Raw genomic sequence first — 24,755 nt, 5'->3', positions numbered from 1 at the left:
GCGTCGAGAAGGCGCGCGGCACCACAAGGCCGCGACCTGCCAAGCGCACCACCGGGACACCCCGCCCGAGGACGTATACGAGGTCGCGGCAGGTCTCCTGGCTCACGGGTCAGCGCTCTCGTCCCGTCTTCCCAAGGCCTTGCAGCCTCAGTGACTTAATCCTGGACGTGAACTCGCCGCTTACAGTTGCGGGGGCAGCGCCGGTCTCTCACCGGCTTCCCTCTTAGCTCTCGATCTTGCGATTCGAGAGACCATCGACCACCAGATCTAGTAGCTAAGGGGCATCGCCTGTCAACAGGTCGTGATGCCGCCGTCCGGCGCCTGTGAAGATCGGGGATCACCGCGCGGCCTCCGGCCTATCCTGTTCGTGCTGTTCGGCAATGACGTCGGCTCTGCCTTCGCTTCGGCGAAACCGCGTCGAGCGATGCTTTACGCCTCAAGCGCTAGCGCCCCTTCGCCGCCCGCCATGATCGACGCACGCCCCGTTCCCGAGCTTCGCGCAATTCGCGACCGCCACGAGCTGTCTGCGATGGCTGCCGAGCCGCCCCAGCATATCGCGATGGCGCGTCTCAGGCCGGGTCACACGGTTGCTGTCGGTCGATTTGGCGCCCGGCTGATTTTCCGAAAATATTGCGAGATAAAACCTTCCATTTGACAATGTGTCTTATAAGTACCATGATAGAAACATCGATCTAGGCCGAACGAATTGGCCCCGCGCTTTCATCGCGCACTGCTGACGAACTTCCTGCTCAAATCGAAAAATGCGCTGCACCCGCGGCGCATGAACAATAGCCTTTACAGGAGGTCAGCATGGCCAGTGGCACAGTTAAGTGGTTCAACACCGACAAGGGTTTTGGTTTCATCCAGCCGGAAGACGGCGGCCAGGACGCCTTCGTCCATATCAGCGCCGTGGAGCGTGCCGGTCTGCGCACGCTGAAGGAAGGCCAGAAGGTCTCCTATGAGCTGGTGCAGGACAAGCGCTCCGGCAAGGTGTCTGCGGACAACCTGCAGGCCGAGTGAGCTAGACGCCATCCGGCGCGTCAATCGAGATCAGCGGCGACCGCGGATGTACCGGCGCCCGTTCGATTGAGCGGCGGATAGCCACGGAGGGGTCGGGATCAACCCGGCCCTTTTTGTTTGCATCAGAAGGGAAATTCGAATGCAGGTTCTCGTTCGCGACAACAACGTCGACCAGGCGCTTCGCGTCCTCAAGAAGAAGATGCAGCGTGAAGGCGTGTTTCGCGAGATGAAGGCGCGTCGCGCCTACGAGAAGCCGTCCGAGCGGCGAACCCGCGAGAAGGCCGAAGCCATCCGCCGCGCCCGCAAGGCAGCACGCAAGCAGGCTCAGCGCGAAGGATTGCTGCCGATGCCGAAGCGCGTGGAACGGCCGGCACGGCCCGGCCAGGCCCCCGCGCAGGCACGATAGGCGAGGATTTGGGCCTGGGCTTCAATCCGCAGGATTTCGCCGAGGGCCGGGCCTGCTCGCCAGGCCGAACCGGCGAGGATCGAAGCCGAGCCCCACGCAAGGTTCTGCCCGAAGCCGTTCGATCCATGCAGGAGCGTGCTGCCGGAAAACGCCGCTGACGCCCTGGCGTCCTGCGTTCGAGAAGGAGTTTGCCGATGTCGAGCAACAGAATTCCGCCGGAAGAGGCGCAATTGCGGGCCCAGAGCAGAGCGACGCTCGCAGCGCAACGCCGCGCCGAGGCCGAAACGGCCCTGGAAGCGTTGCGGGTGGAGCAGATCGCCGTCCGCGAACGCACCGCAAAACTGCGGGCCTTGCGGCTCGCCAAGGAAGCCGCCGACGCCGAGGCCGCCGCGGCGGTGCCGCCAGCCAAGACGCGAGCCAAGCCCGCCAAGACCGTTGTTCGGCGGAGAACCGCTTCTTCCTGATCTCCAACCGGAGGATGGCGCGCGAGGCGTTGCCGTCAGTCTTGGTCAGCAACCCGGCAGCCGAACTCGGCCGCCGCTGCGGCAAACCAGGACCAGAAGCTTCCTGCCATGCTGCGTGCGACCATGATCTCGAAGACGGGTCCGTCCGGCCCGTCGGCGAGCCGCCATAGCTGCACGCCGAGATAGGCCACGCTTGTCACGGCGGTCTCGCCGACGCCAAAGGCCGAAGGATGCAGGTCGAGCATCACGCCCTTTGCCAGCAGATCGCGGGTCCTGGGACCCTGAAGCCGGAAGGCGGCGCGCGCATCGCTCTGATCGCTGACAGCGGCATGGGTCGCGAATTCATCGAGCAATGGCTGGAAGCCGTCGCGCGAAGCCGCGCGCAGCAGCCATTGGTCCGGCCCCGCCCAGATCGCGTCATGGACCCCGCCCGATACGATCCTCGGCATCTCCGGCAGCGCGATGCCGAGCCGGCCTTTGACGGCCCGCGACAGGGCCATCGCCGCACCCGGTTCAGCGATCAGGGTCGCCAGGCCGAAACCATCCAGCAGCGTCGCAACGACGCCGGTCTCGCCCTTCGCGCCGAAGGAGCCGGGTTGCGCGATGCCCGCCCAGGCGCTGCGCGGGCGCCATGAGGTCGCGATCTCAGCCATGGAGGCGGTTTCCTTCCGGATCGACGAAGACGGGCGAGCAGATCTCGACGACGATGTCGCCGTTTCGGACGGGATCATAGGCGCGCACGCGCTCGCCGATGCGACCGGCGCCGTTCCGGATCAGGCCGAGGCCGATCCAGTGGTTGAGATGCGGCGAATGGGCGACCGAGGTCATGTAGCCCTCGTCGTTCTCCATCACCGCCGCCTTGCCGATGCCGATGAAGTGGGCGCCGGCCCGCAGGCGCTGGGAGGGATCGACCGGCTTGAAGCCGACGAAGGACGGCCGGTCCCGCTCGATCAGGGCCGGCCTGCCCGCCATCAGGCGGCCGATATAGTCCTTCTTCGAAGACATCATCTTGCCGAGGCCGAGATCGCGCGCCGTGGTCTGGCCGTTGAGCTCGTTGCCGGCGACATGGCCCTTCTCGATGCGCATCACCCCGAGCGCCTCGGTGCCATAGGGCGTGATGCCGAAGGGCTGGCCGGCCTGCATCAGGGCGCGCATCATCGCATCGCCATAGGCGGCCGGAACCGCCAGTTCATAGGCCAATTCGCCCGAGAAGGAGATCCGGAACAGCCGCGCCGGAATGCCGCCGCCGACCGTCACGGTGCGCGCCGCGAGATAGGGGAAGGCCTCGTTCGAGAGGTCGTGCTCGTGATCGACGACGCCGCGTAGGGTTTCGCGCGCCTTGGGCCCGGCGATGGAAGCTTGTGCCCATTGCTCGGAGACCGAGACCATGCGGACATCGAGTTCCGGCCACAGCACCTGATGGCAGAACTCCAGATGCTGCATCACCTTGCCGGCATTGGCCGTCGTGGTCGTCATCAGGAAATGGTGCTCGCCCAGACGCGAGGTGGTGCCGTCATCCATGACGAAGCCGTCCTCGCGCAGCATCAGGCCGTAGCGCGCCTTGCCGACCGGCAGGGCCTTCCAGCCATTGATGTAGACGCGCTCCAGGAACTCGGCGGCCTCCGCCCCCTGGATGTCGATCTTGCCGAGCGTCGAGACGTCGCAGAGGCCGACGCTCGCGCGCACGGCCTTGACCTCGCGATCGACCGTCGCCTGCCAGTCGTTTTCGCCGGGGCGCGGATAGTACTGCGCCCGCAGCCATGGGCCGGCCTCGACGAAGACGGCGCCCTGCTCCCGCGACCAGTCATGGGTCGGTGCCAGCCGCACCGGCCTGAATTCCTTGCCGCGATGATGGCCCGCGAGCGCGCCGATCGCGACCGGCGTATAGGGCGGCCGGAAGGTCGTGGTGCCCGTCTGCGGGATCGTCCTGCCCGTCTGCTCGGCCATGATGGCGAGGCCGGAGAGGTTCGAGGTCTTGCCCTGGTCCGTCGCCATGCCGAGCGTGGTGTAGCGCTTGAGATGCTCGACCGGCCGGAAGCCCTCGCGTGCGGCGAGTTCGACATCCCTGTCGGTGACGTCGTTCTGGTAGTCGACGAAAGCCTTGCCCTTCGTTCCCTTCACTCGCCAGAGCGGCCGCAGCGCGGTCGTCTCGGGATCGGTCGCAGGCACGGGTGCCGGCGGCGCAGGCGTCAGCCCGGCTTCGGCCGCAGCCTCGCGGCCGAGCCGCGCGCCGTCCTCCAGCGCCTGCGCCAGCGTGAAGCGCCCGGCCGCGCTGCCGGCGACAGCAAGGCCCGCCGGCAAGGAGCCCGGCACGAAACATTGCAGGCCGTCGTCCCAGGCCGGCTTGCCGTTCTGATGCGAGGTCAGATGCAGCGTCGGGTTCCAGCCATTGGAGACGGCGAGCAGGTCGCAATCGACAGCCGTCGTCGCGCCGGATGCATCGCGGATGGTGACGCTGCTGAGGTGGCGGCCGCCGCGCGTGCCTTCGACCGCGCCGCCTGCGAACAGCCTCGCACCAAGCTTGTCGGCGAGCGCCTTGCGGGCGGGATCTGAGTCGCCGCCGGCATCGACGATGGCAGCGATGCGGCTACCGGCTGCGGCGATATCGCGTGCCGTGGCCCAGCCATCGTCCCCGGCCGTGAACAGCACCGCCTCGCGGCCCGGCAATGCGCCGTAGCGGTTGACGTAGGTGCGTGCCGCTCCCGCCAGCATGACGCCCGGCGTATCATTGCCGGGGAAGACGATCGGCCGTTCCAGTGCGCCTGCGGCGAGGATCGCGCGCTTGGCATGGATGCGCCAGCCGCGCTGTCGCGGCTGATGCGGCGCCGGCTCGGGCAGGTGATCGCCGACACGCTCGACCGCGCCATAGATGCCGTGGTCGTAGAGGCCGAAGACGGTGGTGCGCGGCATGATCCGCACTTCGGGCAGGCTCTCGAGCTCGGCCAGCGTCGCCGCCAGCCATTCGGCCGCCGGCTTGCCATCGATCTCGCGCCTCTCGGCCAGCAGGCGCCCGCCGAGGCGAAAATCCTCGTCGCAGAGGATGACCCGGGCGCCGCTGCGCCCCGCTGCGAGCGCGGCGGAAAGGCCGGCCGGACCGCCGCCGATCACCAGCACGTCGCAGAAGGCGAAGGCCTTCTCGTAATGGTCAGGGTCTTCTAAGCCGGCCGCGCGGCCGAGGCCCGCCGCACGGCGGATCAGCGGCTCGTAGAGCTTTTCCCAGAAGGCCGCCGGCCACATGAAGGTCTTGTAGTAGAAGCCCGCGACCAGGGCCGGCGAGAGCAATCCGTTGATCGAGAGCAGATCGAAGGCGAGCGAGGGCCAGCGGTTCTGACTGGCCGCGTCGAGCCCCTCGAACAGCTCGACCACCGTGGCGCGCGTGTTCGGCTCGCGGCGGGCCCCGGAGCGCAACTCGACCAACGCGTTCGGTTCCTCCGGGCCGGCCGAGAGGATGCCGCGCGGGCGGTGATATTTGAAGGAGCGGCCGACGAGCCGCACGCCATTCGCCAGCAGCGCGGAAGCCAGCGTATCGCCGGCAAATCCGCGATAGGACCTGCCGTCGAAGCTGAAGCTCAGCGGCCGGCTGCGATCGACAAGGCCGCCGGAGGCGAGACGGAAGGGCTGCCCGCTCATGCCGCGGCTCCCGCCTTGCGCGCCCTGGCGGCCTCGACCGAGGCGATCGCGTGGGTGCGGGTGTCGCGGGTCACGACCAGCCAGGCATGGCAGCCGGCCCCGTGATACCAGAGCTCGCGGTGACTGCCGGCCGGATTGTCACGCAGATAGACGTACTCGGTCATCGCCGCTTCCGTCGCTGCCATCCCGTCGGGTCGCTGCGGATCGGCCGCGCCGAGATAGGTGAATTCCTGGGCGTCGCGCGCGCCGCAATGGGGGCAAGTGATGCGCATGGGGGATCCTCGGGCAGCGCGCGGTCAGTGCAGATTGGGCTGGGCGCCGGCGCCCTTTTCGTCGATCAGGCGCCCGGTGGCGAAGCGATCGAGCCGATAGGCGCTCGCGACCGGGTGCGGCTCTCCCGTCGCGATCAGATGCGCGAAGCAGAAGCCGGAGGCCGGCGTCGCCTTGAAGCCGCCATAGCACCAGCCGGAATTGAGATAGAGCCCCTCGATCGGCGTCAGGTCGATGATCGGCGAGCCGTCCATCGACATGTCCATCACGCCGCCCCAATGGCGCAGCATCCGCACCCGGCCGAGCCCCGGCCAGAGCGCCATGGCCGATTCCATCACGTCCTCGATCACCGGCAGATTGCCGCGCTGGGCGTAGGAGTTGTAGCCGTCGATGTCCCCGCCGAAGACCAGCCCGCCCTTGTCGGACTGGCTGATGTAGAAATGCCCGGCGCCGAAGGTGACGACGCCGTCGATCAGCGGCTTCAGCCCCTCCGAGACGAAGGCCTGGAGGACATGGGTCTCGATCGGCAGGCGCAGGCCCGCCATCGCGGCCACCCGCGACGAATTGCCGGCGACGGCCATGGCGATCTTCTTCGCCCGGATCGGTCCCCGCGATGTCTCGACGCCGACGGCCCGCCCGCCGGCCATGGTGATGCCGGTGACCTCGCAGTTCTGGATCATGTCGACGCCGCGGCTGTCGGCGGCCCGTGCATAGCCCCAGGCGACGGCGTCATGCCGGGCCGAGCCGCCGCGGCGCTGCAGGAGCCCGCCCCGGATCGGGAAGCGGGCGTTGTCGTAGTCGAGATAGGGCAGCATCGCCCTTACCTGCTCGCTGCCGAGCAGTTCGGCATCGACCCCGGCGAGCCGCATCGCATTGCCGCGCCGGGCGAAGGCATCCCGCTGCGCGTCGGAATGAAAGAGGTTCAGGACACCGCGCTGGCTGACCATGGCGTTGTAGTTCAGGTCCTGCTCCAGCCCTTCCCAAAGCTTCATCGAGAGCTCGTAGAAGGGCGTGTTGCCGGGCAGCAGGTAATTCGAGCGGATGATCGTGGTGTTGCGGCCGACATTGCCGGAGCCGAGATAGCCCTTCTCCAGCACCGCGACATTGGTGATGCCGTGCCGGCTGGCGAGGTAATGCGCCGTCGCCAGGCCATGCCCGCCGCCGCCGATGATGACGACGTCGTATTCGTGCTTGGGCGCGGGATCGCGCCAGGCCGGGGTCCAGCCCTTGTGACCCTGAAGGGCCTGGGCGAGCAGCGAGAAGACGGAATAGCGCATCGAGGGGTCCGGGCGGTCTTGTCATCCGGAGATTGACCGACATAGGCTCCGCGACATGCTCGATAGCGACATCCGATTGCCCGTTAGCGACGACAGCGCACCGACCCATGTCGGCTTCCTGCTGATCCCGGATTTCGCGCTGCTGCCCTATGCCTCGGCGATCGAGCCGTTGCGTGCGGCCAACCGGCTCTCCGGCCATTCGCTCTACCGCTGGAGCCACATCTCGATCGACGGAACGCCCGCCCCGGCCTCGAACGGCGTCGCCATCGCACCGGACGCCAATATCGGTGCCGAGCTTCGGCTCGACTATCTTTTCGTCTGCGCCGGAGGAAATCCGGCGCTCTTCCATCATCAGCCGACCTTCTCCTGGCTCCGGCAGCAGGCTAGGCGCGGCGTGCGGATCGGCGGCGTTTCGGGGGGGCCCTATCTGCTGGCGCGGGCCAATCTGCTGAGCGGCTACCGGTTCACCATCCACTGGGAGCACGCGGCCGCGTTCCTGGAAGAATACCCCGACCTCGATCTGCGCCGCTCGCTTTACGAAATCGACCGCGACCGGCTGACCTGCAGCGGCGGCACCGCCCCGCTCGACATGATGCATGCCGTGATCGCCCGCGAGCATGGCAGCGACCTCGCTTTGGCCGTCAGCGAATGGTTCCTGCAAACCCAGGTCCGGGAGGGCGCAGACCCCCAGCGCATGAAGCTGCGCGAGCGGCTCGGTATCGCGCATGCTCCGCTGCTGCGGGTCATCGGCCGCATGGAGCAGACGATCGAGAACCCCGAGCCCCGCGAAGCCCTCGCCCGGCTCGCCAATGTCTCGCTGCGCCAGCTCGAGCGCCTGTTCCGGCAACATCTCGGCCGTTCTCTCGGCGAGCACTACCTGGGGCTGCGCCTCGACCGCGCGCGCGACCTGCTGCGGCAGACCAGCCTTTCCGTCCTGGAAATCGCGCTCGCCTGCGGCTTCGCCAGCGCCAGCCATTTCTCCCGCAGCTATAGCGGGCGCTTCGGCCATCCGCCACGATCCGAGAGACTGCCGCAGCACCCCATCGCTCGACGCTGAATGTCAAGAAAGCGTCGCATGGGGTCAATTCCACGCATCGATCCACCGGAAGTCTAGGGCTTCAAAAAAAGACAGGGGATCGCGACCGATGAAACGTTTGACCGCTCTGGCGCTCGCTGTAGCCGCCACGCTCGCCGCCATGCCCGCCCTCGCGCAGGACACGCTCGCCAAGATCAAGGAGAAGGGCGTCCTCACCGTCGGCGTCAAGAACGACTACAAGCCCTGGGGCTTCCTCGATCCGTCGGGCAAGATCGTCGGCCTCGAGATCGATCTCGCGCAGGAGGTCGCGGACAAGCTCGGCGTCAAGCTCGAGATGGTCCCCGTCATCGCCGCCAACCGCATCGAGTTCCTGCGCCAGGGCCGCATCGACATGATCCTGGCGACGCTCGGCGACACGGCCGAGCGACGCAAGCAGATCGGCATGATCGAGCCGAACTATTATGCCGGCGCCACCAATGTGCTCGCGCCCAAGAGCGCGGGGCTGAAGAAGTGGGAAGACCTCAAGGGCCGCAAGGTCTGCGCCGTGCAGGGCGCCTATTACAACCGCCGGGTCTCGCAGATGTATTCCCCGGACCTCGTCGTGTTCCCCTCGGTGCCGGACGGGCTCAACGCCCTGCAGGGCAACAACTGCGTCGCCTTCCTCTTCGACGACACGCTGATCGTCTCGACGCTGTCGAGCGGCGATCCGAAATGGGCCAATTACGAGATGCCGCTGACCTCCGAGGACCCGCAGCTCTGGGCGATCGGCGTGCGCCTCGACGATCTCGACGGCGGCTTCGGCAAGCTGCTCAAGGACATGTCGGTCGAGTGGCACAAGAGCGGCAAGCTGCTCGCGCTCGAGAGCAAATGGGGCATCAAGCAGAGCCCGTACCTGATCGAGACCAACAAGAAGCTGAAGGGCGGCGCGTAACCTCGGGCGTCATTCTCGGCTTGCGCCTGAGAATCTCATGACCAGAGGGCTCTGGTTTCCGAGATGGTCGGGTCAAGCCCGACCATGACGCACCAAGGCCGCCCGAGGTTTCGGACATGATCGCCGCCTTCTTCGAGCGCCTGAACGATGTTCATGGCCTCAATTTCTCGATCTTCTACGACGCTTTCGACCGCTCCCGCTTCCTGACCGGGTTGTGGACCACGAGCTATATCTGCGTCGTGTCCATCCTGGCCTCGCTCGCGATCGGACTTGTCGGTGTCTGGGTCGCCGGCAGCCATTCGCGGCTCGGTCGGCTTCTGGTGCGGGCTTACGTCCAGTTCTTCCGCAACACGCCGCCGCTGGTGCAGCTCTCCTTCTTCTACTTCGCCGTCGGCGGCCTGCTGCCCACCGTGTCGGACGGTTTCGGCGGGCAGTCCCCCTTCGTCAGCGGCACCGGCTGGGCGATCATCGCCTTCTCGCTCTTCGCCGGAGCGTTCAACGTGGAGATCTTCCGCGCCGGGATCGAAGCGGTGCCCGAGACCATGGTCGAGGCGGCAGAATCGCTCGGCTACACGCGCTTCCAGCTCTGGCGCCAGATCGTGCTGCCGCTGGCCTTCCGCATCTGCCTGCCGGCGCTGAACAACAACCTCGTCAACCTCGTGAAGACCACCACCCTCGCCTACGCGATCGGCGTGCCGGAACTGCTCTATGCGGCCTCACAGATCTGGTCCGAGGTCTTCAACGTCCGCGAGATGATGAACGTGCTGCTGGTGACCTATGTGCTGCTGGTCGCGGTGCTGGTCTGGGTGATGCATCGCTGGGAGAAGGCCATGCGCATTCCGGGCTACATGCCATGAAGACCGGCGCCACCGACCTCCCCGTCCTGAAACCGTTTCGCGCAGTGCCGATCGCATCGAGCGGGCTCGCCGCGCCGGCGATCCTGAGCTTCGGTGTCGTCGCCAGCATCGCCCTGCTCTTCGCCGCCTCGCTGGCTGTCGCCCAGGCCACCGGGCCGGCCCCCCGCGACGGCGCGTTCACGATCCTGCTGCGCTGGGCGCCGCTGATCTTCCAGGGCTTCCTGTTCAATCTGCTGATCAGCTTCCTCTCGATGGCGCTGGGCACGGCTGTCGGCGTGCTGTTCGGCATCGGGCAGGTCTCGCCCTCGGCGGCTCTGCGCAAGCCCGCCTGGGCCGCGACGCAGTTCTTCCGCAACGCGCCTGGCTCGTCCTGCTGTTCTACGCGATGTTCCTGCTGCCCTTCGAGATCAGGCTCGGCCCGTTCACCATCGCCTTTCCGGCCTGGGTCAAGGCGATCATCGGGCTCGCGCTGCCGGTCGCGGCCAATGTCTCCGAGATCGTGCGCGGCGGCATCCGCTCGATTCCCTCCGGCCAATGGGAATCGGCCGAGGCGCTCGCCTTCACGCGGCGTCAGACGATGTGGATGATCATCCTGCCGCAGGCCTTCAAGCGGATGATTCCGCCCTGGATGAACCTCTACGCCATCCTGACCATGGCCACGACACTGATCTCGGTCGTCGGCATCCAGGACGGGCTGACGGTGACGCGCGCCGCGCTCGTCGCCGAGAGCCGGCCCGATCTGATGCTGCCGATGTACCTGCTGCTTCTGCTGATGTTCTTCGCCTATTGCTACCCGATCGCCCGGCTCACCATGGCGATCGAGCGCCGCTTCAACGTGAAGGGATGACCATGGCTGCCAAGCATGAACTCGGCGAGCCGGTCGTCGTGGTCGAGGGCGTCGAAAAAGCCTTCGGCGCCTTCCCGGTGCTGAAGGACGTCAGCCTGACCATCCGCCGCGGCGAGACCGTCTGCATCATCGGCCCCTCGGGCTCGGGCAAGTCGACGCTGCTGCGCTGCATCAACGCGCTGGTGCCGATCAGCAAGGGCTCGATCACGGTCGCCGGCCGGCAGGTCAACGACCCCGCGCTCGACAAGCTGGCGCTGCGCCGCGATGTCGGCATCGTCTTCCAGCAGTACAATCTCTTCCCGCACAAGAGCGCGCTGCAGAACGTGATGATGGCGCCGGTCCATGTGCTGAAGCAGGACCGCGCCGAGGTCGAGGAGCGGGCCAGGCGCCTGCTCGCCAAGGTCGGCCTCTCGCATAAGCACGACGCCTATCCGGGCGAGCTCTCGGGCGGGCAGCAGCAGCGCGTCGCCATCGCCCGCTCGCTGGCGATGAACCCGAAGGTGATGCTGTTCGACGAGGTCACCGCCGCGCTCGACCCCGAGACCAAGAAGGAGGTGCTGGTCACCATCCGCGATCTCGCTGCGGAGGGCATGACCTGCATCCTCGTCACCCATGAGATGGGCTTCGCCCGCGAGGTCGCCGACCATGTCTATTTCACCGATGGCGGCGTGATCGTCGAGCACGCGCCGCCGGCCGAATTCTTCGGTGCGCCGCGCGAGACGCGCACCCGTGCCTTCCTTGAACAGGTTCTGTGACGCGCCATGCCGTCTCCGGGCGGGCCGATATCGCATTTTGGCCAGCCGCCACAGGCCATCGACCCAGGAATGAACGGCATCATTCGAGAGGGGTACCCATGAACATCCCGGCCTCAGATCCCAAATCCGTCACCGGCAAGCCCCTGACCATCGACGAAAATGTCGATGTCCTCGTTGTCGGCGCCGGTCCGGCCGGCCTCGAAGCCGCAATCGGGGCGGCTGCGCGCGGGTTCGGCGTGCTACTGGTCGACGAGAACCCCGTGCTGTTCAAGACGATGGGCGATGAGGTGCCGCTGCATTTCGGGCAGGGCATGGCGGCCAGCGCCCGCAATCGCAACGCCATGATGGAGGCATTCGTGGCCTCCGAACCGCGGATCGCAGAGGCTTTCGAGGCCGGCATCGATGTCCGCCTCGGCACCACTTGCTGGGGACTCTACGCCAATGGCCTCGCTCTCGGCTGGATGCCCGGCCTCGTCGCGGGCTTGGCCGATGAGGAGCGCAGCTTTCTCGTCCAGGCGCGGCACGTCATCCTCGCCTGCGGCCGGCGCGACATGGGACTCGGCTTCCCCGGCTGGGAGAAGCCGGGGGTGATGGGCGCCACCGCCGCGCTCGCTCTGGCGACGCGCTACGGCGCGCTCGGTCCGCGCAAGCTCGTCGTTCTTGGCTCGAGCACGGAGTCGCTGACCACGGCGCTCGCCTTGCGGGAGGCCGGCGCCAGCATTGCGGCGGTCGTCGAGCAGGCCGCGGAGATCGTTGGCGACGCGGCGCTGCTGGCCAGCCTGCGCGAGGGCGGAACCGAGATCCTGACCCGCCATGTCGTGCGCGAAGCAGCCGGCCGCGACGGTGTCGAGGCGGCATTGCTCGCAAGGCTCGACGAGGCCGGAAAGCCTTCGGCCGAGGAACGCAGCCTCGCCTGCGACGGCATCGTGCTCGCCGTCGGCACGACCGCGGTCATCGACCTGCTCGATGCCGCTGGCGGCAAGGTCGCGTTCCAGCCCGAGCGTGGAGGCTATGCGCCGGTCCTCGATGCGAACCAGCGCACCAACATCGCGAATGTCCATGCGGTCGGCGACTGCGCCGGCATCTGGGCCGCGAAGACCCGCGACCGCGCGATCGCCGAGGCTGAAGCCGCCTGCGCCGTCGCGGCCCTCGACGCGGAGGCGATCACAGCAACAGCCTCGCAACCGCCGGCGCCGGAATACGATATCAGCGCCTATCGCCTGGCCTGGGTCCGTGCGAGCGTCGTCGAGGCCCGCACGGAGTTTCATGTCTGCCAATGCGAGGAGGTGACGGCCCGCGAGATTCTCGAGGTCCGGCCGCCGCGTTATCTGGACTGGCAGAACGAGCGCCGCAATGATCGTTCGCTCGCGGCGCTGCTCGGCGACGGCCCGCCCAATCCCGACCAGGTCAAGCGCCTGACACGCGCCGGCATGGGCCCCTGCCAGGGTCGCCGCTGCCGCGAGCAGGTCGCGGCCCTGCTGGCGCTGGGCGCCGCGCAACCACTCTCGGCGATCCCCCTTGCCGGCTACCGGGCTCCGACTCGCCCGATGCCGTTGTCCATGACGCTATCCGTCCCGGAAGCGCCCGAGCAGGCCGAGCATTGGGACACCTGGTTCGGCATGCATGCGCAGTGGCGACCGTTCTGGGAGGTGCCGGAACGCTACACCGTCGCGGGCAACGACGCGACCGGCCCCGTCGCGAGCGAGTGAGAGCCATAATGAACGAGATCAAGGGAGCTTCGGTCGTCATCGTCGGCGGCGGCGTCACCGGCCTCTCCGCCGGCTGGTGGCTGGCGCGCGATGGCGTCGATGTGCTGGTGCTGGAGAAGGGCCTGATCGGCTGGGAGGCTTCCGGCCGCAATGGCGGCGGCTGCTCGCACCACCACTCGCCGCTCTTTGCCGAGGAGCAGCGGCTCTGGCCGATCCTGGACGAGATGCTCGGCTATCCCACGGAGTTCCGGGGCGAGCGCATCCGCCTCGCCTCCAGCGAACACCAGATGGCGCTTTACGGCCGCGCCTTGCGCAATGCCGAGCGGCAGGGCTTCCAATCCGAGGTGCTCGACGTCAGGCAGGCCAAGGAGATGGTGCCGCTGGCGGCCGACACCATCGTCGGCGGCTACCACTACAAATTCGGCGGCCATGCCAACCCGCACCGCACGCTGCAGGGCTATGCCTGGGCGATGCAGGATCATGGCGGGCGTCTCCTGCAGCACACGACCGTCACCGGCTTCCGCAGCGAAGGCGGGCGCGTGACCGCCGTCGAGACCGATCGCGGCGTCATCGGCTGCGACAGCCTCGTGCTCGCCGCCGGCCCGCAGACCGGGCGGCTCTCGGCGATGCTCGGGCAGGAGGTGCCGGTGCAGTCGGCCCGCTGCGAGATGATCGTGACCGAGCCCTTGCCGTTGATGCCGCTCGGCGGTGTCGATGGCTGCGGCCTCTATGGGCGCCAGACGCTCCGCGGTAACCTCGCCTATGGCGGCGGCCCGCATGAATGGCTCGCACTCGCCGAGCAAGGCACGCCTGCCAAGCCGACCACGCCGCTGATGCTGCATATGGGCAAGCGCCTGGCCGAGCTTCTGCCCAAGGCGGCTCATGCCCGGATCATCCGTTCCTGGGCCGGTGTCATCGAGAACACGCCCGATGGCCGCCCCGTCATCGACCGGCTGGATTCGCAGGCGAATGTCGTCGTGGCGACTCTTTCGAGCGTCGGGTTCGGGCTCTCACCGGCCAGCGGCCACGCGATCCGCGATCTGGTCGTCGACGGCGAATGCGGCTTCGCCGACATTTCGAGCTTCAAGCTGTCGCGCTTCGCCGCGCTGGAGCCCAACTGGCGCGAATTGCAGGGCTGGCAGGTGACGGCGGCAGCGGAAGTGCTGGCTGCATGAGAAGGTGATCGCCGGCGACGTGGCCGGAACCTCAAGCGGTTGTCGGGAGGTTATCGCCGCCGTTCGTCATGAGAGCCTGCGGTCGTGGATGTCGTCGATCCTGTCGAGAGCGGCACGATGCTCGACGAGCAGTTCCTGAAGGGGCCCCATTGCCCTGAAGGCATGCAGGTCCTGCTCTTCCTCACCCTGTTGCTGCCAGGCCAGGATGGCGGCCTCGGCCAGGGCGACCTGCTCCTCGGAAAGGCCGTCGCGGGTCGATTCGCCGCGCTCCAGCGCGAGGCGCTCACCGATCCGGCGGCGCAACTCCTGCTCATAGGCGACGATCGCTGCAAGCTCGTCCGTATAGCGAGCCATTGCGGGCCTCAATGCACCGTCGCGATGTCGTCCTCGTCGGGATCGATCAGCTTGGCCAGGCCGAGCTGGCGGACCCCGTCCATGAACTCGGCGAAGGCTTCGGCATCGGTGGCGAAGCTGTCCTGCCAGACCGTCGAGCCGCCCTCGGCATCGACCAGTTCGAGCGTCCAGCCCTCGGTCCCCTCGAGGCGATAGATCTCGACCTGCACGGTGATGCCATCATGCGTGATGGTCTGCGAGAGAGGCGAGCGGATGATCCCGGGAAAGTCGGCCATTCCTCAAAATAGCGCATCGTGATCGTCAGGAAACCCCCCAGCCTTGACGATGAACAACCATCCGCGCGCATTGCTGGACCCGTGCCGCTCAAAGCCGGATCGGTGACGTCCGGCACTGGACGCGAACCGCGAAGCTGCGGGAGAATAATCACGCGGCTCGATGAAAAAACCGGGCACCGACGATGCCGGCGGTGCATGATCGTATCGTGCGGAACATGATCGTTCCGATGCAGGAAGCTATGGAGCCCCCCATGCCTGAGAATGCGACGCAGCAGGATCTGGATGCCCGGATCGCCATCGCCCGGCGCAACATTGCCGAATTGACCGAGCAGGCCACCGGCGCAGCCGGCGCTGCGGTGGAGGAAACCATCGCCAACCGGATCGCCGAGCAGCAGGATCTGCTCAACGAACTCCTGAAGCGACGCGAGGCTCTCGGGTAGAGCCTGCCTGCCGGCGCCGGTCCGCAGGCGCCGGCCTATTCCTCACTCCTCCTTGTCGCGCGAGGGCGCGGCCTCGTCGCTCTGCTCGAGCGGCTCGCCGGGAATCACATAGCTGCCCTTGAGCCAGCGGCCGAGGTCGATATCGGCGCAGCGCGGCGAGCAGAAGGGGCGATAGCGTTCCACTGCCGGCTTGCCGCAGATCGGGCACGGCCGTTCGGCCGGCGGCTTCTTCTCGGTTTCAGCCATATTTAAGCGTAATGCCTCCGTCGACGACGAGCTCGATGCCCGTGACATAGCGCGCCTCGTCGCTGGCAAGGAAGAGCGCGGCGTTGGCAACGTCCCAGGCCTCGCCCATATGGCCCATCGGCACCTGCGCCGCGCGGGCAGCCCACATCGCCTCGATATCGCCGTCGCCATAGGCCTGCGCCAGCCCGGCGGAATGCTCGACCATCGGGGTCTTCATCAGCCCCGGCAGGATGGCGTTCACCCGGATTTTCTGTGGAGCATATTGCGCCGCCGTGGTGCGGGTGAGCTGGTTGAGACCGGCCTTGGTGGTGGAATAGCTCGCATAGGGCACGCCGGTGTGGCGGATCGAGGCGATGGAGGAGATGTTGATGATCGAGCCGCCCTCGCCGGTCTCCTCGAACTGGCGCAGCATCACCGGAATCACATGCTTCATCGCCAGGAAGGCCCCGGTGAGGTTGACGCGGAAGACGCGCTCCCAGGTCTCCTCGGGCAGATCGACGACGCTGCCGACCTCGGCGATGCCGACATTGTTGTCGAGGATGTCGATGCGGCCATAGCGGCCGAGCGCGCGGCCGACGAGATCGGCGACCTGGTCCGCCCTGGTGACGTCGGCCTGCACGGCGAAGGCCTGGCCGCCCTCGTTCTGGATGATGGCAGCGGTCTCCTCGGCGGCGTCGCGGTTGATGTCGGCGCAGATCACCTTGGCGCCCTCGCGGGCGAAAACCGTCGCGGTCGCCTTGCCGTTGCCCCAGCCCGGCCCGATCGACCCGGCCCCGGCCACGATCGCGACCTTGCCCCTGAGACGCCCCGTCATCGCTGCCTCCCGAAGGGTCCGCCCTGTTGGGACGGACCGATGCGACATTGTCGCGCGCCTTGTCAGGCTGGCGCGCTGCGGGCGAGAGGATCGGGGCAATGGAGACGAGAGGCAACCCCCGCGAGCCGCGGAGATCAGGCCGCGTTCATCCAGCCGAAGCGGATCGGGAAGCCCTCGCCGCCCAGCAGGTTCACCGTCTCGTAGAGCGGCAGGCCGACCACACCGGTATAGGAGCCGACGAGCTTGATGACGAAGGAGCCGGCAATGCCCTGGATGGCATAGCCGCCCGCCTTGCCGCGCCATTCGCCGGAGGCGAGATAATGCTCGATATCCTCGGTCGACAGACGCTTGAAGCGCAGCCGCGTCTCGACGATCCGGTCCCGAATCGCGCCCGAGGGCGTGACCAGCGCCACGCCGGTATAGACGCGGTGGGCACGGCCCGAGAGCAGGCGCAGGCAGGCGGCGGCCTCGTCGACGATCTCGGCCTTGGGCAGGATGCGCCGGCCGACGGCGACGACGGTGTCGGCCGCGACGATGTAGCAGCCTTCGAGGTCGGCGCGCGCCTTTGCGCCCTCCCGCGCGGCTTCCGCCTTCTCGCGGGCGAGGCGGCGGGCGAGATCGCGCGGACGCTCGGACTTGTGGGGCGTCTCGTCGAGATCGGCCGGCAGCAGCGCGTCGGGCTTAAGGCCGGCCTGTTCGAGCAAAGCGAGCCGCCGGGGCGAGGCCGAGGCCAGCACCAGCATCGGCCGCCAGCCAGGTTGTTTGGGCGGGGAAAAGAAACTCAAGGGCGGCTCGGCCACATTCCGGTTTGCAGGACGGTCGGATGACGATGACGATCGGATGTCTCAGGCTTTAGAGTATTTCGGCGCGCTAATAAATCCGAAACCCTTGCGGCGATGCGCCGGCGGGTGGGTCGTCGTTCGCGCGCCATCCGCGATCTGCACAGATAACGGGCTGGACGGCTGGTATACCAGCCATTGCCAAGCGCCTCCGGCCGCGCCACACTACGCGCCCTTCATCGATGCTCCACCGCCTCTCGGCCCTATTCTCCGGAGTTCGCCTCATGCCAACATCGCGCAAGCCATTGCGCCCCGCCGCCCCGGCTGGGGTGGAGGCGCAGGCGCTCGCCACGCGCGTCCTGGCGATGCAGGCCGAGGCCGGGCTCACCATCGCCATGCGGATGCCGATCCTGATGAAGGGCGCTCTCGGCGATTCGTCGGGCCAGCGCGAGGCGACGAAGGCCGTGGTCGAGAAAGTGTCGGCGGTGGTGGAAAGCAGCTTCGCCGCGAGCTGCGCCGCCACGATGTTCTGGTGGGGCCTGGCGCTGAACCCGCTGGCGCAGATCGATCTGAGCGAGGCCGCTGCCAAGGTGGCGAACAGCACGCTCGAGCCTTTCGCCCGCCGCACCCGCGCCAACGCGGCCCGGCTGACCGGCCGGCGTCGTTAGAGCTATCAGCCTAGCAGATACTATCCATCAGGCGGCGCTTTCCGGCGTCTCCTCCGGCAGGGTCGCTGATGCGGCATGCTCGCGCTCGAGCTTGCGGTACCGGGCGACGCTGAGCGGGATCAGCGCGAGATAGGCCACCACCACCAGCGTCAGCACCTCGAAGGTGTAGGCGAAGAGCAGCCCCGCGACCACCACGACCGCGACGAAGATCGGCAGCACCATGTCGCGCGGAATGCGCGCGCCCAGCGTCTTGCCCGCATAGCAGGGGATGCGCGAGATCGTCAGGAAGGCGATGAAGAGGATGTAGAGCCCGACGAAGGGCGCGCCGTATTCCTGCACCGGCACGCCGATCGCCTGCAGATAGACCGGCAGCATGGCGGTGATGGCGCCGGCCGGGGCCGGCATGCCGACGAAGAAGTTCTTCTGCCAGTCGGGCCGGTTGGGATCGTCGATCATCACGTTGAAGCGCGCGAGCCTGAGCGCCATGGCGCAGGCCAGCGTCAGCACGATGATCCAGCCGAAGGATTTCAGGTCGTGCAGGACGAAGATCCACAGCACATAGCCGGTGGCGACGCCGAAATTCACGAAATCCGAGAGCGAATCGAGCTCGGCGCCGAAGCGGGAGGTGCCCTTGAGCATGCGCGCGAGACGGCCGTCGATGCCGTCGAGCGCCGCCGCGATCAGGATGCAGATCGTCGCGGTCTCGAGCTTGCCCTCGACCACGAGGCGCATCGCCGTCAGGCCGAGGCAGAGCGCCAGCAGCGTGACGAGGTTCGGCGCGATCAGCCGGAACGGGATCGATTTGAAACGCGCGCGCTTCGGCTCGAGGCGCTCGGGCTCGAAGGGAGGAAAGAGGTCGCTCATGCGAGCCGAAATACGCGGTTTTGCAGGCGGAAGCTAGGCGGGGAGATAACGGCATCAACGGCGTCATGCTCGGGCCTGACCCGAGCATCTCGAACCGACGGAGCTCTGGAGTCTCCTGATCCCTTACCGCCTGGAGATTCCCGGGTCCCCCTGCGGGCGCCCGAGAATGACGCGATTCACTGCCGGTCAGATTCCGCGGAACGTCCGCAGGATGGCCTCGTTGCCGGAAAGATCGGCCAGCACGGTCTCGCCGGCGATCGCCGTCTGCCCCTCGCCGACCAGCGGCACGACATGGGCAGGCAGATAGACGTCGACGCGCGAGCCGAAGCGGATGAGGCCGAAGCGCTCGCCGGTCGCCAGCACGTCGCCTTCCTTGACGAAGGGCACGATCCGCCGCGCGATCAATCCGGCGATCTGGACGACGGCGATGGTGCCGGCCTGCGTCTCGATCGCCAGCGCGTTGCGCTCGTTGTCATCGCTCGCCTTGTCGAGCTCGGCATTCAGGAAGAGGCCGGGCGTATAGGCCATCTTCAGGAGGCGGCCGGGCACGGGGCTGCGATTCACATGGCAGTCGAAGACGTTCATGAAGATCGAGACGCGGGTCATCGGCTCGGCCGGCAGGTCGAGTTCCGGCGGCGGCAGGGCCGTGGCGATCTGGCTGACGCGGCCGTCGGCCGGCGAAATCACCAGCCCTTCCCGCTGCGGCGTGATGCGGACGGGATCGCGGAAGAAATAGCAGATCCAGACGGTGATGATCGCGCCGATCCAGCCGAAGGGCGACCAGAGATTGGCGAGGATGATGGTCGCCACCAGCCCGATCGCGATGAAGACATAGCCCTCCTTGTGGATGGGCACGATCACCTTGCGGACGGAATCGACGAGGGACATGGAGAGTTCCGCTGTTCTTGGCGGCGCGAGGCACGCGGGAATGGGCTTGCCGCAGCGCTGGAAAGCCAGCGCGGGCGCTGCGCTGATTTAGGGCCTTCCCGCCGCGAGGGAAAGAGCGGAAGGCCGCGGCGCTCCGGCGCGGGCCCCTTCATCCCCGGAAAGACGAAATGCCGGGCGGCCCGGCATTCAATGCGCGGGGTGCCAGACCTGGTTGAAGCGCCGCGCCGCCTGCCAGGTCAGCCAGGCGAAGACGACGAGCAGGATGCCCTGCGCGATGGCGAAGGGCGGCTCGGAGCCGGTCGGAGCGAGCGCATGCAGCGCCGGCAGCTTGAGGAAGAGCTGAGCGACCAGGACGAACATCAGAAGATAGAAGGCGAGCACGGCCGTGATCGCATAGATCCGCCGCCACGCTCCTTCGAGCATCTTCGCGTAAAGCGCGACGCCCGCCACGACGATCAGCACCAGCGAGATCGCGCCGACGATATGCGACGGGAGGATGCCGCTGACCGGAAAGGCGAAGCCCGTCGCGCTCGTGGCAAAGGCGGTCGAGAGGAAGATTCCGGTCCAGCCGGGTTTGGTGTGGCCCTTCAACAACCCCGCCGTCACCGGGAAGCCGGCGACGATGGCGATCAGGCTCAACCAGGTATGAAAGCCAACCAGTGTCGTCGGATCGAACATGACAGCCCCCAAGCCGCTCGATGCTGCTTCCCGAGGCGCATCATGACCGAAACCGGCCCGCGACGCCACTCCGCGCCAATGTCATCGGGCCGATCGAAAGGCGAGCCTGCCGCGCCGGGCAGGCCCGAGCCGTCACTGCACCAGCGTGACCCTGACGCTCTCGCCTTCTTCCTGCGTCGCGCGTTGGAGGGTCGCCTTGGCCTCGTCGACCTCGCGCTGGCGGTTCCACATCGCAGCATAGACGCCGTCCGCCGCGAGCAGGTCGCGGTGATGGCCGCGCTCGACGATGACGCCCTTGTCGAGCACGATGATCTCGTCCGCATTGACCACCGTGGAGAGCCGGTGCGCGATGACCAGCGTGGTGCGCCCCTCGCTCACCCGGTCGAGCGCGTCCTGGATCTCCTTCTCGGTGAAGGAATCGAGCGCCGAGGTCGCCTCGTCGAGGACGAGCACCGGCGGCCCTTTCAGGATGGTGCGGGCGATGGCGACGCGCTGCTTCTCGCCGCCGGAGAGCTTGAGGCCGCGCTCGCCGACGGAGGTGGCGTACCCCTCCGGCAAGGTGCGGATGAAGCGATCGATCTGGGCGAGGCGGGCAGCGTCCTCGACCTCCTCCATCGTCGCCTCGGGGCGGCCGTAGCGGATGTTGTATTCGATGGTGTCGTTGAACAGCACCGTATCCTGCGGGACCATGCCGATGGCGGCACGCAGGCTCACCTGCTGGATATCGGCGATGGGCTGGCCGTCGATGAGGATACGACCCTTCTGCGGCTCGTAAAAACGGAAGAGCAGCCGCGAGATCGTCGACTTGCCGGCGCCGGACGGGCCGACGATGGCGACGGTGCGGCCGGGCGGAACCTTGAAGGAAATGCCGCGCAGGATCGGCCGTTCCGGCACATAGGCGAAATGCACGTTGTCGAAGACGACCTCGCCGGCCGGCACCTGCAACGGCAGCGCGCCCGGCTTGTCCTGGATTTCCGGATCGCGGCCGATGAGGGAGAACATCTCGGCGATGTCGAGCGTCGCCTGCTTGATCTCGCGATAGACGGTGCCCATGAAGTTCAGCGGCAGATAGAGCTGGATCAGCATGGAGTTGATCAGCACGAGATCGCCGACCGTGTTGGTGCCAGCCTGGAAGCCGCGCACTGCCATCAGCATCGACAGCGTCAGCCCGACGGCGAAGATCGTGGCCTGGCCGAAATTCAGCAAGGCGAGCGAGGTGTAGGACTTGATCGAGTTGCGCTCATAGCGCGCCATCGCCACGTCGTAGCGTGCGGTCTCACGCGCCTCGGCGCCGAAATACTTCACCGTCTCGTAGTTCAAGAGCGAGTCGATCGCCTTGGAATTGGCGTCGGTATCGGATTCGTTCATCGCCGAGCGGATGGCGATACGCCACTCGGTCGCCTTGATCGTGTAGGTCATGTAGGCGACGACCATCGTGACCAGCACCGCGACATAGCGCCAGTCGAACAGCGCGAGCAGCACGGCGATGATCAGCGCGACCTCGACGATGACCGGCACGAGCTGGTTGAGGCCGAGCCGGACCATCTCCTCGATGCCGTTGCGGCCCCGTTCCAGCACGCGCGTCAGCCCGCCCGTCTTGCGCTCGAGATGGAAGCGCAGCGAGAGATAATGCAGGTGCCCGAAGGTCTGGAGCGCCAGCGTGCGCACCGCATGCATGAAGACCGGGGCGAAGATCGCGTCGCGCATCTGCACGAAGGCCGAGGAGCCGACCCGCGCCAGACCGTAGAGCACCGTCAGCGCCAGCGGCGCGCCGACGAGCCAGGGCAGCCAGTTCTCGACGCTGGAATGGGTCTGGGCCAGCGCGTCGGTGATCCATTTGAAGCTGAAGGGCACGCCCATCAGGATCAGGCGCCCGATCAGCATCAGCCCGAAGGCCGCGACGACGCGCCCTCGCAGATCGGCCCTTTCCGCCGGCCAGAGATAGGGCCAGAGCGCACGGAAGGTGGCGATGAAGCCGGAGCCCGGCTTGATGACGACGGAACGAGCGAGGCTCGGCACCGGGGACGGCGCTGCGGGCACGGACATTTTCGAGCGATTCCAGTTTATGCGGCCCATATAGGCGCAATTCCGCGTCCATGCATGCAGCTTGTTGCAAGGGGGGCATTGCGCCTGGAGGCTGTTGCGAAACAGCAGAAGCGAGGCGCCCGCGTAAACTGGCGCCCCGGAGTTGCCTTGTTCTCGTCGAACGGAGAATGTCTCCTCGCGAAAGAGCGCTCAACGCTCTCAAATGGGGAGACATGACCATGGTATTCCGCAATCTTGCAGTGATCGGGCTGGGTTTAGGGGCTGCTCTCGGCCTCGCCCTGCCGGCCGCGGCGCAGGCCACGCGGCCTCATCCGCAGATCACCATCACCAATCAGCGCACAGTGTCCTTGAGCAATTTCGCGATCGCGACGGCGGGCGACCAGCCCCGGCTCGTGGCGAAGCTCGCCAAGCCGCTGGCGCCCGGCAAGAGCGTCGCGCTCAAGCTCAACAAGCCGCAGGGCTGCAGCTATACGGTGCAGGCGCAGTTCGACGACGAAGCCACGAGCGACGCCGACATGGATCTGTGCAAGGACCGCGTGATCCGTCTGACGGAGTGACCTCCCGGGGACCGTCATTCTCGGGCGAAGCGAAGTGCAGACCCGAGAATCTCCGGACGATGAGGTTCTAGAGCCTCCTCTCGCAAGAGATGCTCGGGTCAAGCCCGAGCATGACGGCGCAGGGCGTCACGCCGTCGCGCCGGCCCTGACCAGCTTGTAGGTGATCGAATCCACCAGCGCCTGGAACGAGGCGTCGATGATGTTCGCGCTGACGCCGACCGTGGTCCAGCGCTCGCCGGTTTCGTCGCCGGATTCGATCAGCACACGGGTGACGGCGTCCGTGCCGCCCTGGAAGACGCGGACCTTGTAATCCACCAGCCTGAGGCCGCCGATCAGCGACTGGTAGTGGCCGAGATCCTTGCGCAGCGCGAGATCGAGCGCGTTGACCGGTCCGAGCACGCTTTCGGCGACCGAGATCAGCACGTCGTCGCCGACCTTCACCTTGACGATCGCCTCGGAGAAGGTGACGAGCTCGCCCAGCGCGTTGTAGCGGCGCTCGACATTGGCCGTGAAGCGCTCGATCTCGAAATAGGCCGGGAGCTCGCCCAGAATGCGCTTGGCGAGCAGGAAGAAGGAGGCGTCGGCGCCCTCGAAGGCATAGCCCTGCGCCTCCTTGTCCTTGACCTCCTGCAGTACGCGGTTGAGCCGGGGATCGTCGCGGCCGAGCGTCAGGCCGATCCGTTCCAGCTCCGCCACGAGGTTCGATTTGCCACCCTGGTCGGAAATCAGCACCTTGCGGGTGTTGCCGACCGCCTCGGGCAGAACATGCTCATAGGTGCGCGGATCCTTCAGCACGGCGGAGGCGTGGATGCCGGCCTTGGTGGCGAAGGCCGAGGCGCCGACGAAGGGCGCGTGGCGGTTCGGCGCGCGGTTCAGCATCTCATCGAGGGCGCGGGAGACATGCGCGAGATCGGCGAGCTGGCTCTCGTCGACGCCGAGCGCGAAGCGCTCGCGATAGCGCTCCTTCAGCTTCAGCGCGCCGATCAGCGTGACGAGATTGGCATTGCCGCAGCGCTCGCCCAGCCCATTCAGCGTGCCCTGGATCTGGCGCACTCCGGCCTCGACCGCCGCCAGCGAATTGGCGACGGCACAGCCGCAATCGTCATGAGCATGGATGCCGAGATGGTCGCCCGGCACGACCTTGGCGACCTCGCGCACGATAGCCCCGATCTCGTCGGGCAGCGTGCCGCCATTGGTGTCGCAGAGCACGACCCAGCGGGCACCGGCCTCATAGGCCGCGCGCGCGCAGGCGAGCGCGTAATCGGGGTTGGCCTTGTAGCCGTCGAAGAAATGCTCGCAATCGAGCATCACCTCGCGGCCAGCGGCCCTCGCCGCCTCGACGCTCTCGCGGATACCGGCGAGGTTGTCCTCCAGCGAAATCTCGAGCGCGACATGGACATGGTAGTCCCAGGCCTTGGCGACGAAGACGATGGCGTCGGCCTTCGCCGCCAGCAGCGCGGCGATGCCGGGATCGTTGGCGGCCGAGCGCCCTGCCCGCTTGGTCATACCGAAGGCGGCGAATTTCGCCTGCTTCGTCGCCTTCTCCTCGAAGAAGGCGGTGTCGAGCGGGTTGGCGCCGGGATAGCCGCCCTCGACGTAATCGACGCCGAGCCGGTCGAGCAGGGCCGCGACGGCGCGCTTGTCGTCGAGCGAGAAGTCGACGCCGGTGGTCTGCGCGCCGTCGCGCAGCGTCGTGTCGAAGAGATGGATGCGGCAGCGTTCGGTGATCTGGCTCATCGCTCGCGCCTCAGCTTGAAGCGAACGACGCG

At 67.2% G+C, this 24,755-nt stretch carries 27 protein-coding genes and 1 riboswitch; of the genes, 13 read left to right on the top strand and 14 right to left on the bottom strand.

Annotated elements, in window-relative coordinates; genetic code table 11:
- Nucleotides 1-70: 70 nt before the first annotated feature.
- A riboswitch (cobalamin riboswitch) is annotated at nucleotides 71-272 on the bottom strand.
- Between the two features lie 538 nt (nucleotides 273-810).
- From AB6806_RS02215 to AB6806_RS02205, 3 genes are all read left to right on the top strand, one after another.
- Nucleotides 811-1,020: a cold-shock protein gene (locus tag AB6806_RS02215; RefSeq protein ID WP_038361902.1), complete on the top strand. Its 210-nt coding sequence runs from the start codon at nucleotides 811-813 to the stop codon at nucleotides 1,018-1,020.
- Nucleotides 1,021-1,159: 139 nt separating this feature from the next.
- Nucleotides 1,160-1,426 carry a 30S ribosomal protein S21 gene (gene rpsU / locus AB6806_RS02210; RefSeq protein WP_038361899.1) on the top strand — a complete coding sequence of 89 codons (267 nt, stop codon included), beginning with the start codon at nucleotides 1,160-1,162 and terminating at the stop codon, nucleotides 1,424-1,426.
- Between the two features lie 194 nt (nucleotides 1,427-1,620).
- Nucleotides 1,621-1,890 carry a hypothetical protein gene (locus AB6806_RS02205; RefSeq protein ID WP_038361897.1) on the top strand — a complete coding sequence of 90 codons (270 nt, stop codon included), beginning with the start codon at nucleotides 1,621-1,623 and terminating at the stop codon, nucleotides 1,888-1,890.
- A 35-nt stretch (nucleotides 1,891-1,925) separates the two neighbouring features.
- Here the strand turns inward: AB6806_RS02205 and AB6806_RS02200 are convergent, their stop codons facing one another.
- Genes AB6806_RS02200 through AB6806_RS02185 form a run of 4 tightly spaced genes read right to left on the bottom strand, consistent with a single transcriptional unit; the run spans nucleotide 1,926 to nucleotide 7,067 of the window.
- Entirely contained in the window at nucleotides 1,926-2,543 is a 618-nt protein-coding gene (locus AB6806_RS02200) for a sarcosine oxidase subunit gamma (protein WP_142020438.1), read from the bottom strand.
- A complete protein-coding gene (locus AB6806_RS02195) occupies nucleotides 2,536-5,520 on the bottom strand; it encodes a sarcosine oxidase subunit alpha family protein (RefSeq protein WP_142020437.1) in 2,985 nt (994 codons plus the stop codon). The genes AB6806_RS02200 and AB6806_RS02195 overlap by 8 nt, the downstream gene beginning before the upstream one ends.
- Nucleotides 5,517-5,792 carry a sarcosine oxidase subunit delta gene (locus AB6806_RS02190; RefSeq protein WP_133561664.1) on the bottom strand — a complete coding sequence of 92 codons (276 nt, stop codon included), beginning with the start codon at nucleotides 5,790-5,792 and terminating at the stop codon, nucleotides 5,517-5,519. Before AB6806_RS02190 ends, AB6806_RS02195 begins: the two co-directional genes overlap by 4 nt.
- A gap of 24 nt (nucleotides 5,793-5,816) precedes the next feature.
- Nucleotides 5,817-7,067 (bottom strand): sarcosine oxidase subunit beta family protein, encoded by a 1,251-nt coding sequence (locus AB6806_RS02185; protein ID WP_113253233.1) that lies wholly within the window; start codon nucleotides 7,065-7,067, stop codon nucleotides 5,817-5,819.
- 55 nt (nucleotides 7,068-7,122) lie between these two features.
- Between AB6806_RS02185 and AB6806_RS02180 the strand changes: the two genes are divergently transcribed.
- From AB6806_RS02180 to AB6806_RS02150, 7 genes are all read left to right on the top strand, one after another.
- Nucleotides 7,123-8,124 (top strand): GlxA family transcriptional regulator, encoded by a 1,002-nt coding sequence (locus AB6806_RS02180; RefSeq protein ID WP_142020436.1) that lies wholly within the window; start codon nucleotides 7,123-7,125, stop codon nucleotides 8,122-8,124.
- An 88-nt stretch (nucleotides 8,125-8,212) separates the two neighbouring features.
- The gene (locus AB6806_RS02175) at nucleotides 8,213-9,034 is read left to right on the top strand and encodes a transporter substrate-binding domain-containing protein (protein ID WP_142020435.1); all 822 of its coding nucleotides are present in this window, start codon (nucleotides 8,213-8,215) and stop codon (nucleotides 9,032-9,034) included.
- 116 nt (nucleotides 9,035-9,150) lie between these two features.
- Nucleotides 9,151-9,891, top strand: coding sequence for an amino acid ABC transporter permease (locus AB6806_RS02170; RefSeq protein ID WP_038361881.1), 741 nt, complete (start codon nucleotides 9,151-9,153; stop codon nucleotides 9,889-9,891).
- Nucleotides 9,892-10,276: 385 nt separating this feature from the next.
- Complete coding sequence (locus AB6806_RS02165; RefSeq protein WP_370954022.1) at nucleotides 10,277-10,738, top strand: ABC transporter permease subunit; 462 nt, start codon at nucleotides 10,277-10,279, stop codon at nucleotides 10,736-10,738.
- A 2-nt stretch (nucleotides 10,739-10,740) separates the two neighbouring features.
- Nucleotides 10,741-11,493, top strand: coding sequence for an amino acid ABC transporter ATP-binding protein (locus AB6806_RS02160; RefSeq protein ID WP_038361875.1), 753 nt, complete (start codon nucleotides 10,741-10,743; stop codon nucleotides 11,491-11,493).
- Nucleotides 11,494-11,591: 98 nt separating this feature from the next.
- The gene (locus AB6806_RS02155) at nucleotides 11,592-13,202 is read left to right on the top strand and encodes an FAD-dependent oxidoreductase (RefSeq protein ID WP_370954021.1); all 1,611 of its coding nucleotides are present in this window, start codon (nucleotides 11,592-11,594) and stop codon (nucleotides 13,200-13,202) included.
- 8 nt (nucleotides 13,203-13,210) lie between these two features.
- A complete protein-coding gene (locus AB6806_RS02150; RefSeq protein ID WP_370954020.1) occupies nucleotides 13,211-14,377 on the top strand; it encodes an NAD(P)/FAD-dependent oxidoreductase in 1,167 nt (388 codons plus the stop codon).
- A gap of 66 nt (nucleotides 14,378-14,443) precedes the next feature.
- On the opposite strand, the gene AB6806_RS02145 is transcribed toward AB6806_RS02150, so the two are convergent.
- Together AB6806_RS02145 and AB6806_RS02140 are read right to left on the bottom strand one after the other, a co-directional pair.
- A complete protein-coding gene (locus tag AB6806_RS02145) occupies nucleotides 14,444-14,731 on the bottom strand; it encodes a hypothetical protein (protein WP_112764100.1) in 288 nt (95 codons plus the stop codon).
- 8 nt (nucleotides 14,732-14,739) lie between these two features.
- A complete protein-coding gene (locus AB6806_RS02140; protein WP_038361865.1) occupies nucleotides 14,740-15,006 on the bottom strand; it encodes a hypothetical protein in 267 nt (88 codons plus the stop codon).
- 251 nt (nucleotides 15,007-15,257) lie between these two features.
- Here AB6806_RS02140 and AB6806_RS02135 point away from each other — a divergent pair, with 251 nt between their 5' ends.
- The gene (locus AB6806_RS02135; protein WP_038362563.1) at nucleotides 15,258-15,446 is read left to right on the top strand and encodes a hypothetical protein; all 189 of its coding nucleotides are present in this window, start codon (nucleotides 15,258-15,260) and stop codon (nucleotides 15,444-15,446) included.
- Between the two features lie 42 nt (nucleotides 15,447-15,488).
- On the opposite strand, the gene yacG is transcribed toward AB6806_RS02135, so the two are convergent.
- The 3 genes from yacG to AB6806_RS02120 form a co-directional block, all read right to left on the bottom strand.
- Nucleotides 15,489-15,692, bottom strand: coding sequence for a DNA gyrase inhibitor YacG (gene yacG, locus AB6806_RS02130; RefSeq protein WP_038361863.1), 204 nt, complete (start codon nucleotides 15,690-15,692; stop codon nucleotides 15,489-15,491).
- A complete protein-coding gene (locus tag AB6806_RS02125; RefSeq protein ID WP_133561680.1) occupies nucleotides 15,685-16,506 on the bottom strand; it encodes an SDR family NAD(P)-dependent oxidoreductase in 822 nt (273 codons plus the stop codon). The genes yacG and AB6806_RS02125 overlap by 8 nt, the downstream gene beginning before the upstream one ends.
- 134 nt (nucleotides 16,507-16,640) lie before the next feature.
- The gene (locus tag AB6806_RS02120; RefSeq protein WP_112764098.1) at nucleotides 16,641-17,249 is read right to left on the bottom strand and encodes a Maf-like protein; all 609 of its coding nucleotides are present in this window, start codon (nucleotides 17,247-17,249) and stop codon (nucleotides 16,641-16,643) included.
- Nucleotides 17,250-17,569: 320 nt separating this feature from the next.
- Between AB6806_RS02120 and AB6806_RS02115 the strand changes: the two genes are divergently transcribed.
- The gene (locus AB6806_RS02115) at nucleotides 17,570-17,953 is read left to right on the top strand and encodes a hypothetical protein (RefSeq protein WP_133561682.1); all 384 of its coding nucleotides are present in this window, start codon (nucleotides 17,570-17,572) and stop codon (nucleotides 17,951-17,953) included.
- 27 nt (nucleotides 17,954-17,980) lie between these two features.
- Here the strand turns inward: AB6806_RS02115 and AB6806_RS02110 are convergent, their stop codons facing one another.
- The 4 genes from AB6806_RS02110 to AB6806_RS02095 form a co-directional block, all read right to left on the bottom strand.
- Nucleotides 17,981-18,817: a CDP-alcohol phosphatidyltransferase family protein gene (locus AB6806_RS02110; RefSeq protein ID WP_038361838.1), complete on the bottom strand. Its 837-nt coding sequence runs from the start codon at nucleotides 18,815-18,817 to the stop codon at nucleotides 17,981-17,983.
- 186 nt (nucleotides 18,818-19,003) lie between these two features.
- Nucleotides 19,004-19,705, bottom strand: coding sequence for a phosphatidylserine decarboxylase (locus tag AB6806_RS02105; protein ID WP_133561684.1), 702 nt, complete (start codon nucleotides 19,703-19,705; stop codon nucleotides 19,004-19,006).
- 186 nt (nucleotides 19,706-19,891) lie between these two features.
- Complete coding sequence (locus tag AB6806_RS02100; RefSeq protein ID WP_038361833.1) at nucleotides 19,892-20,383, bottom strand: hypothetical protein; 492 nt, start codon at nucleotides 20,381-20,383, stop codon at nucleotides 19,892-19,894.
- 132 nt (nucleotides 20,384-20,515) lie between these two features.
- The gene (locus AB6806_RS02095; protein WP_142020432.1) at nucleotides 20,516-22,429 is read right to left on the bottom strand and encodes an ABCB family ABC transporter ATP-binding protein/permease; all 1,914 of its coding nucleotides are present in this window, start codon (nucleotides 22,427-22,429) and stop codon (nucleotides 20,516-20,518) included.
- A 218-nt stretch (nucleotides 22,430-22,647) separates the two neighbouring features.
- Here AB6806_RS02095 and AB6806_RS02090 point away from each other — a divergent pair, with 218 nt between their 5' ends.
- Entirely contained in the window at nucleotides 22,648-22,986 is a 339-nt protein-coding gene (locus tag AB6806_RS02090) for a hypothetical protein (protein ID WP_142020431.1), read from the top strand.
- A gap of 126 nt (nucleotides 22,987-23,112) precedes the next feature.
- On the opposite strand, the gene cimA is transcribed toward AB6806_RS02090, so the two are convergent.
- Entirely contained in the window at nucleotides 23,113-24,723 is a 1,611-nt protein-coding gene (cimA, locus tag AB6806_RS02085) for a citramalate synthase (RefSeq protein ID WP_142020430.1), read from the bottom strand.
- Nucleotides 24,724-24,755: the final 32 nt, after the last annotated feature.

The sequence above is a fragment of the Allobosea sp. RCC_152_1 genome, assembly GCF_041360765.1.
Lineage (GTDB): Bacteria > Pseudomonadota > Alphaproteobacteria > Rhizobiales > Beijerinckiaceae > Allobosea > Allobosea spartocytisi.
The sequence above is the reverse complement of the archived record's forward strand: the minus strand, read 5'-3'. Positions and strand labels throughout refer to the sequence as shown.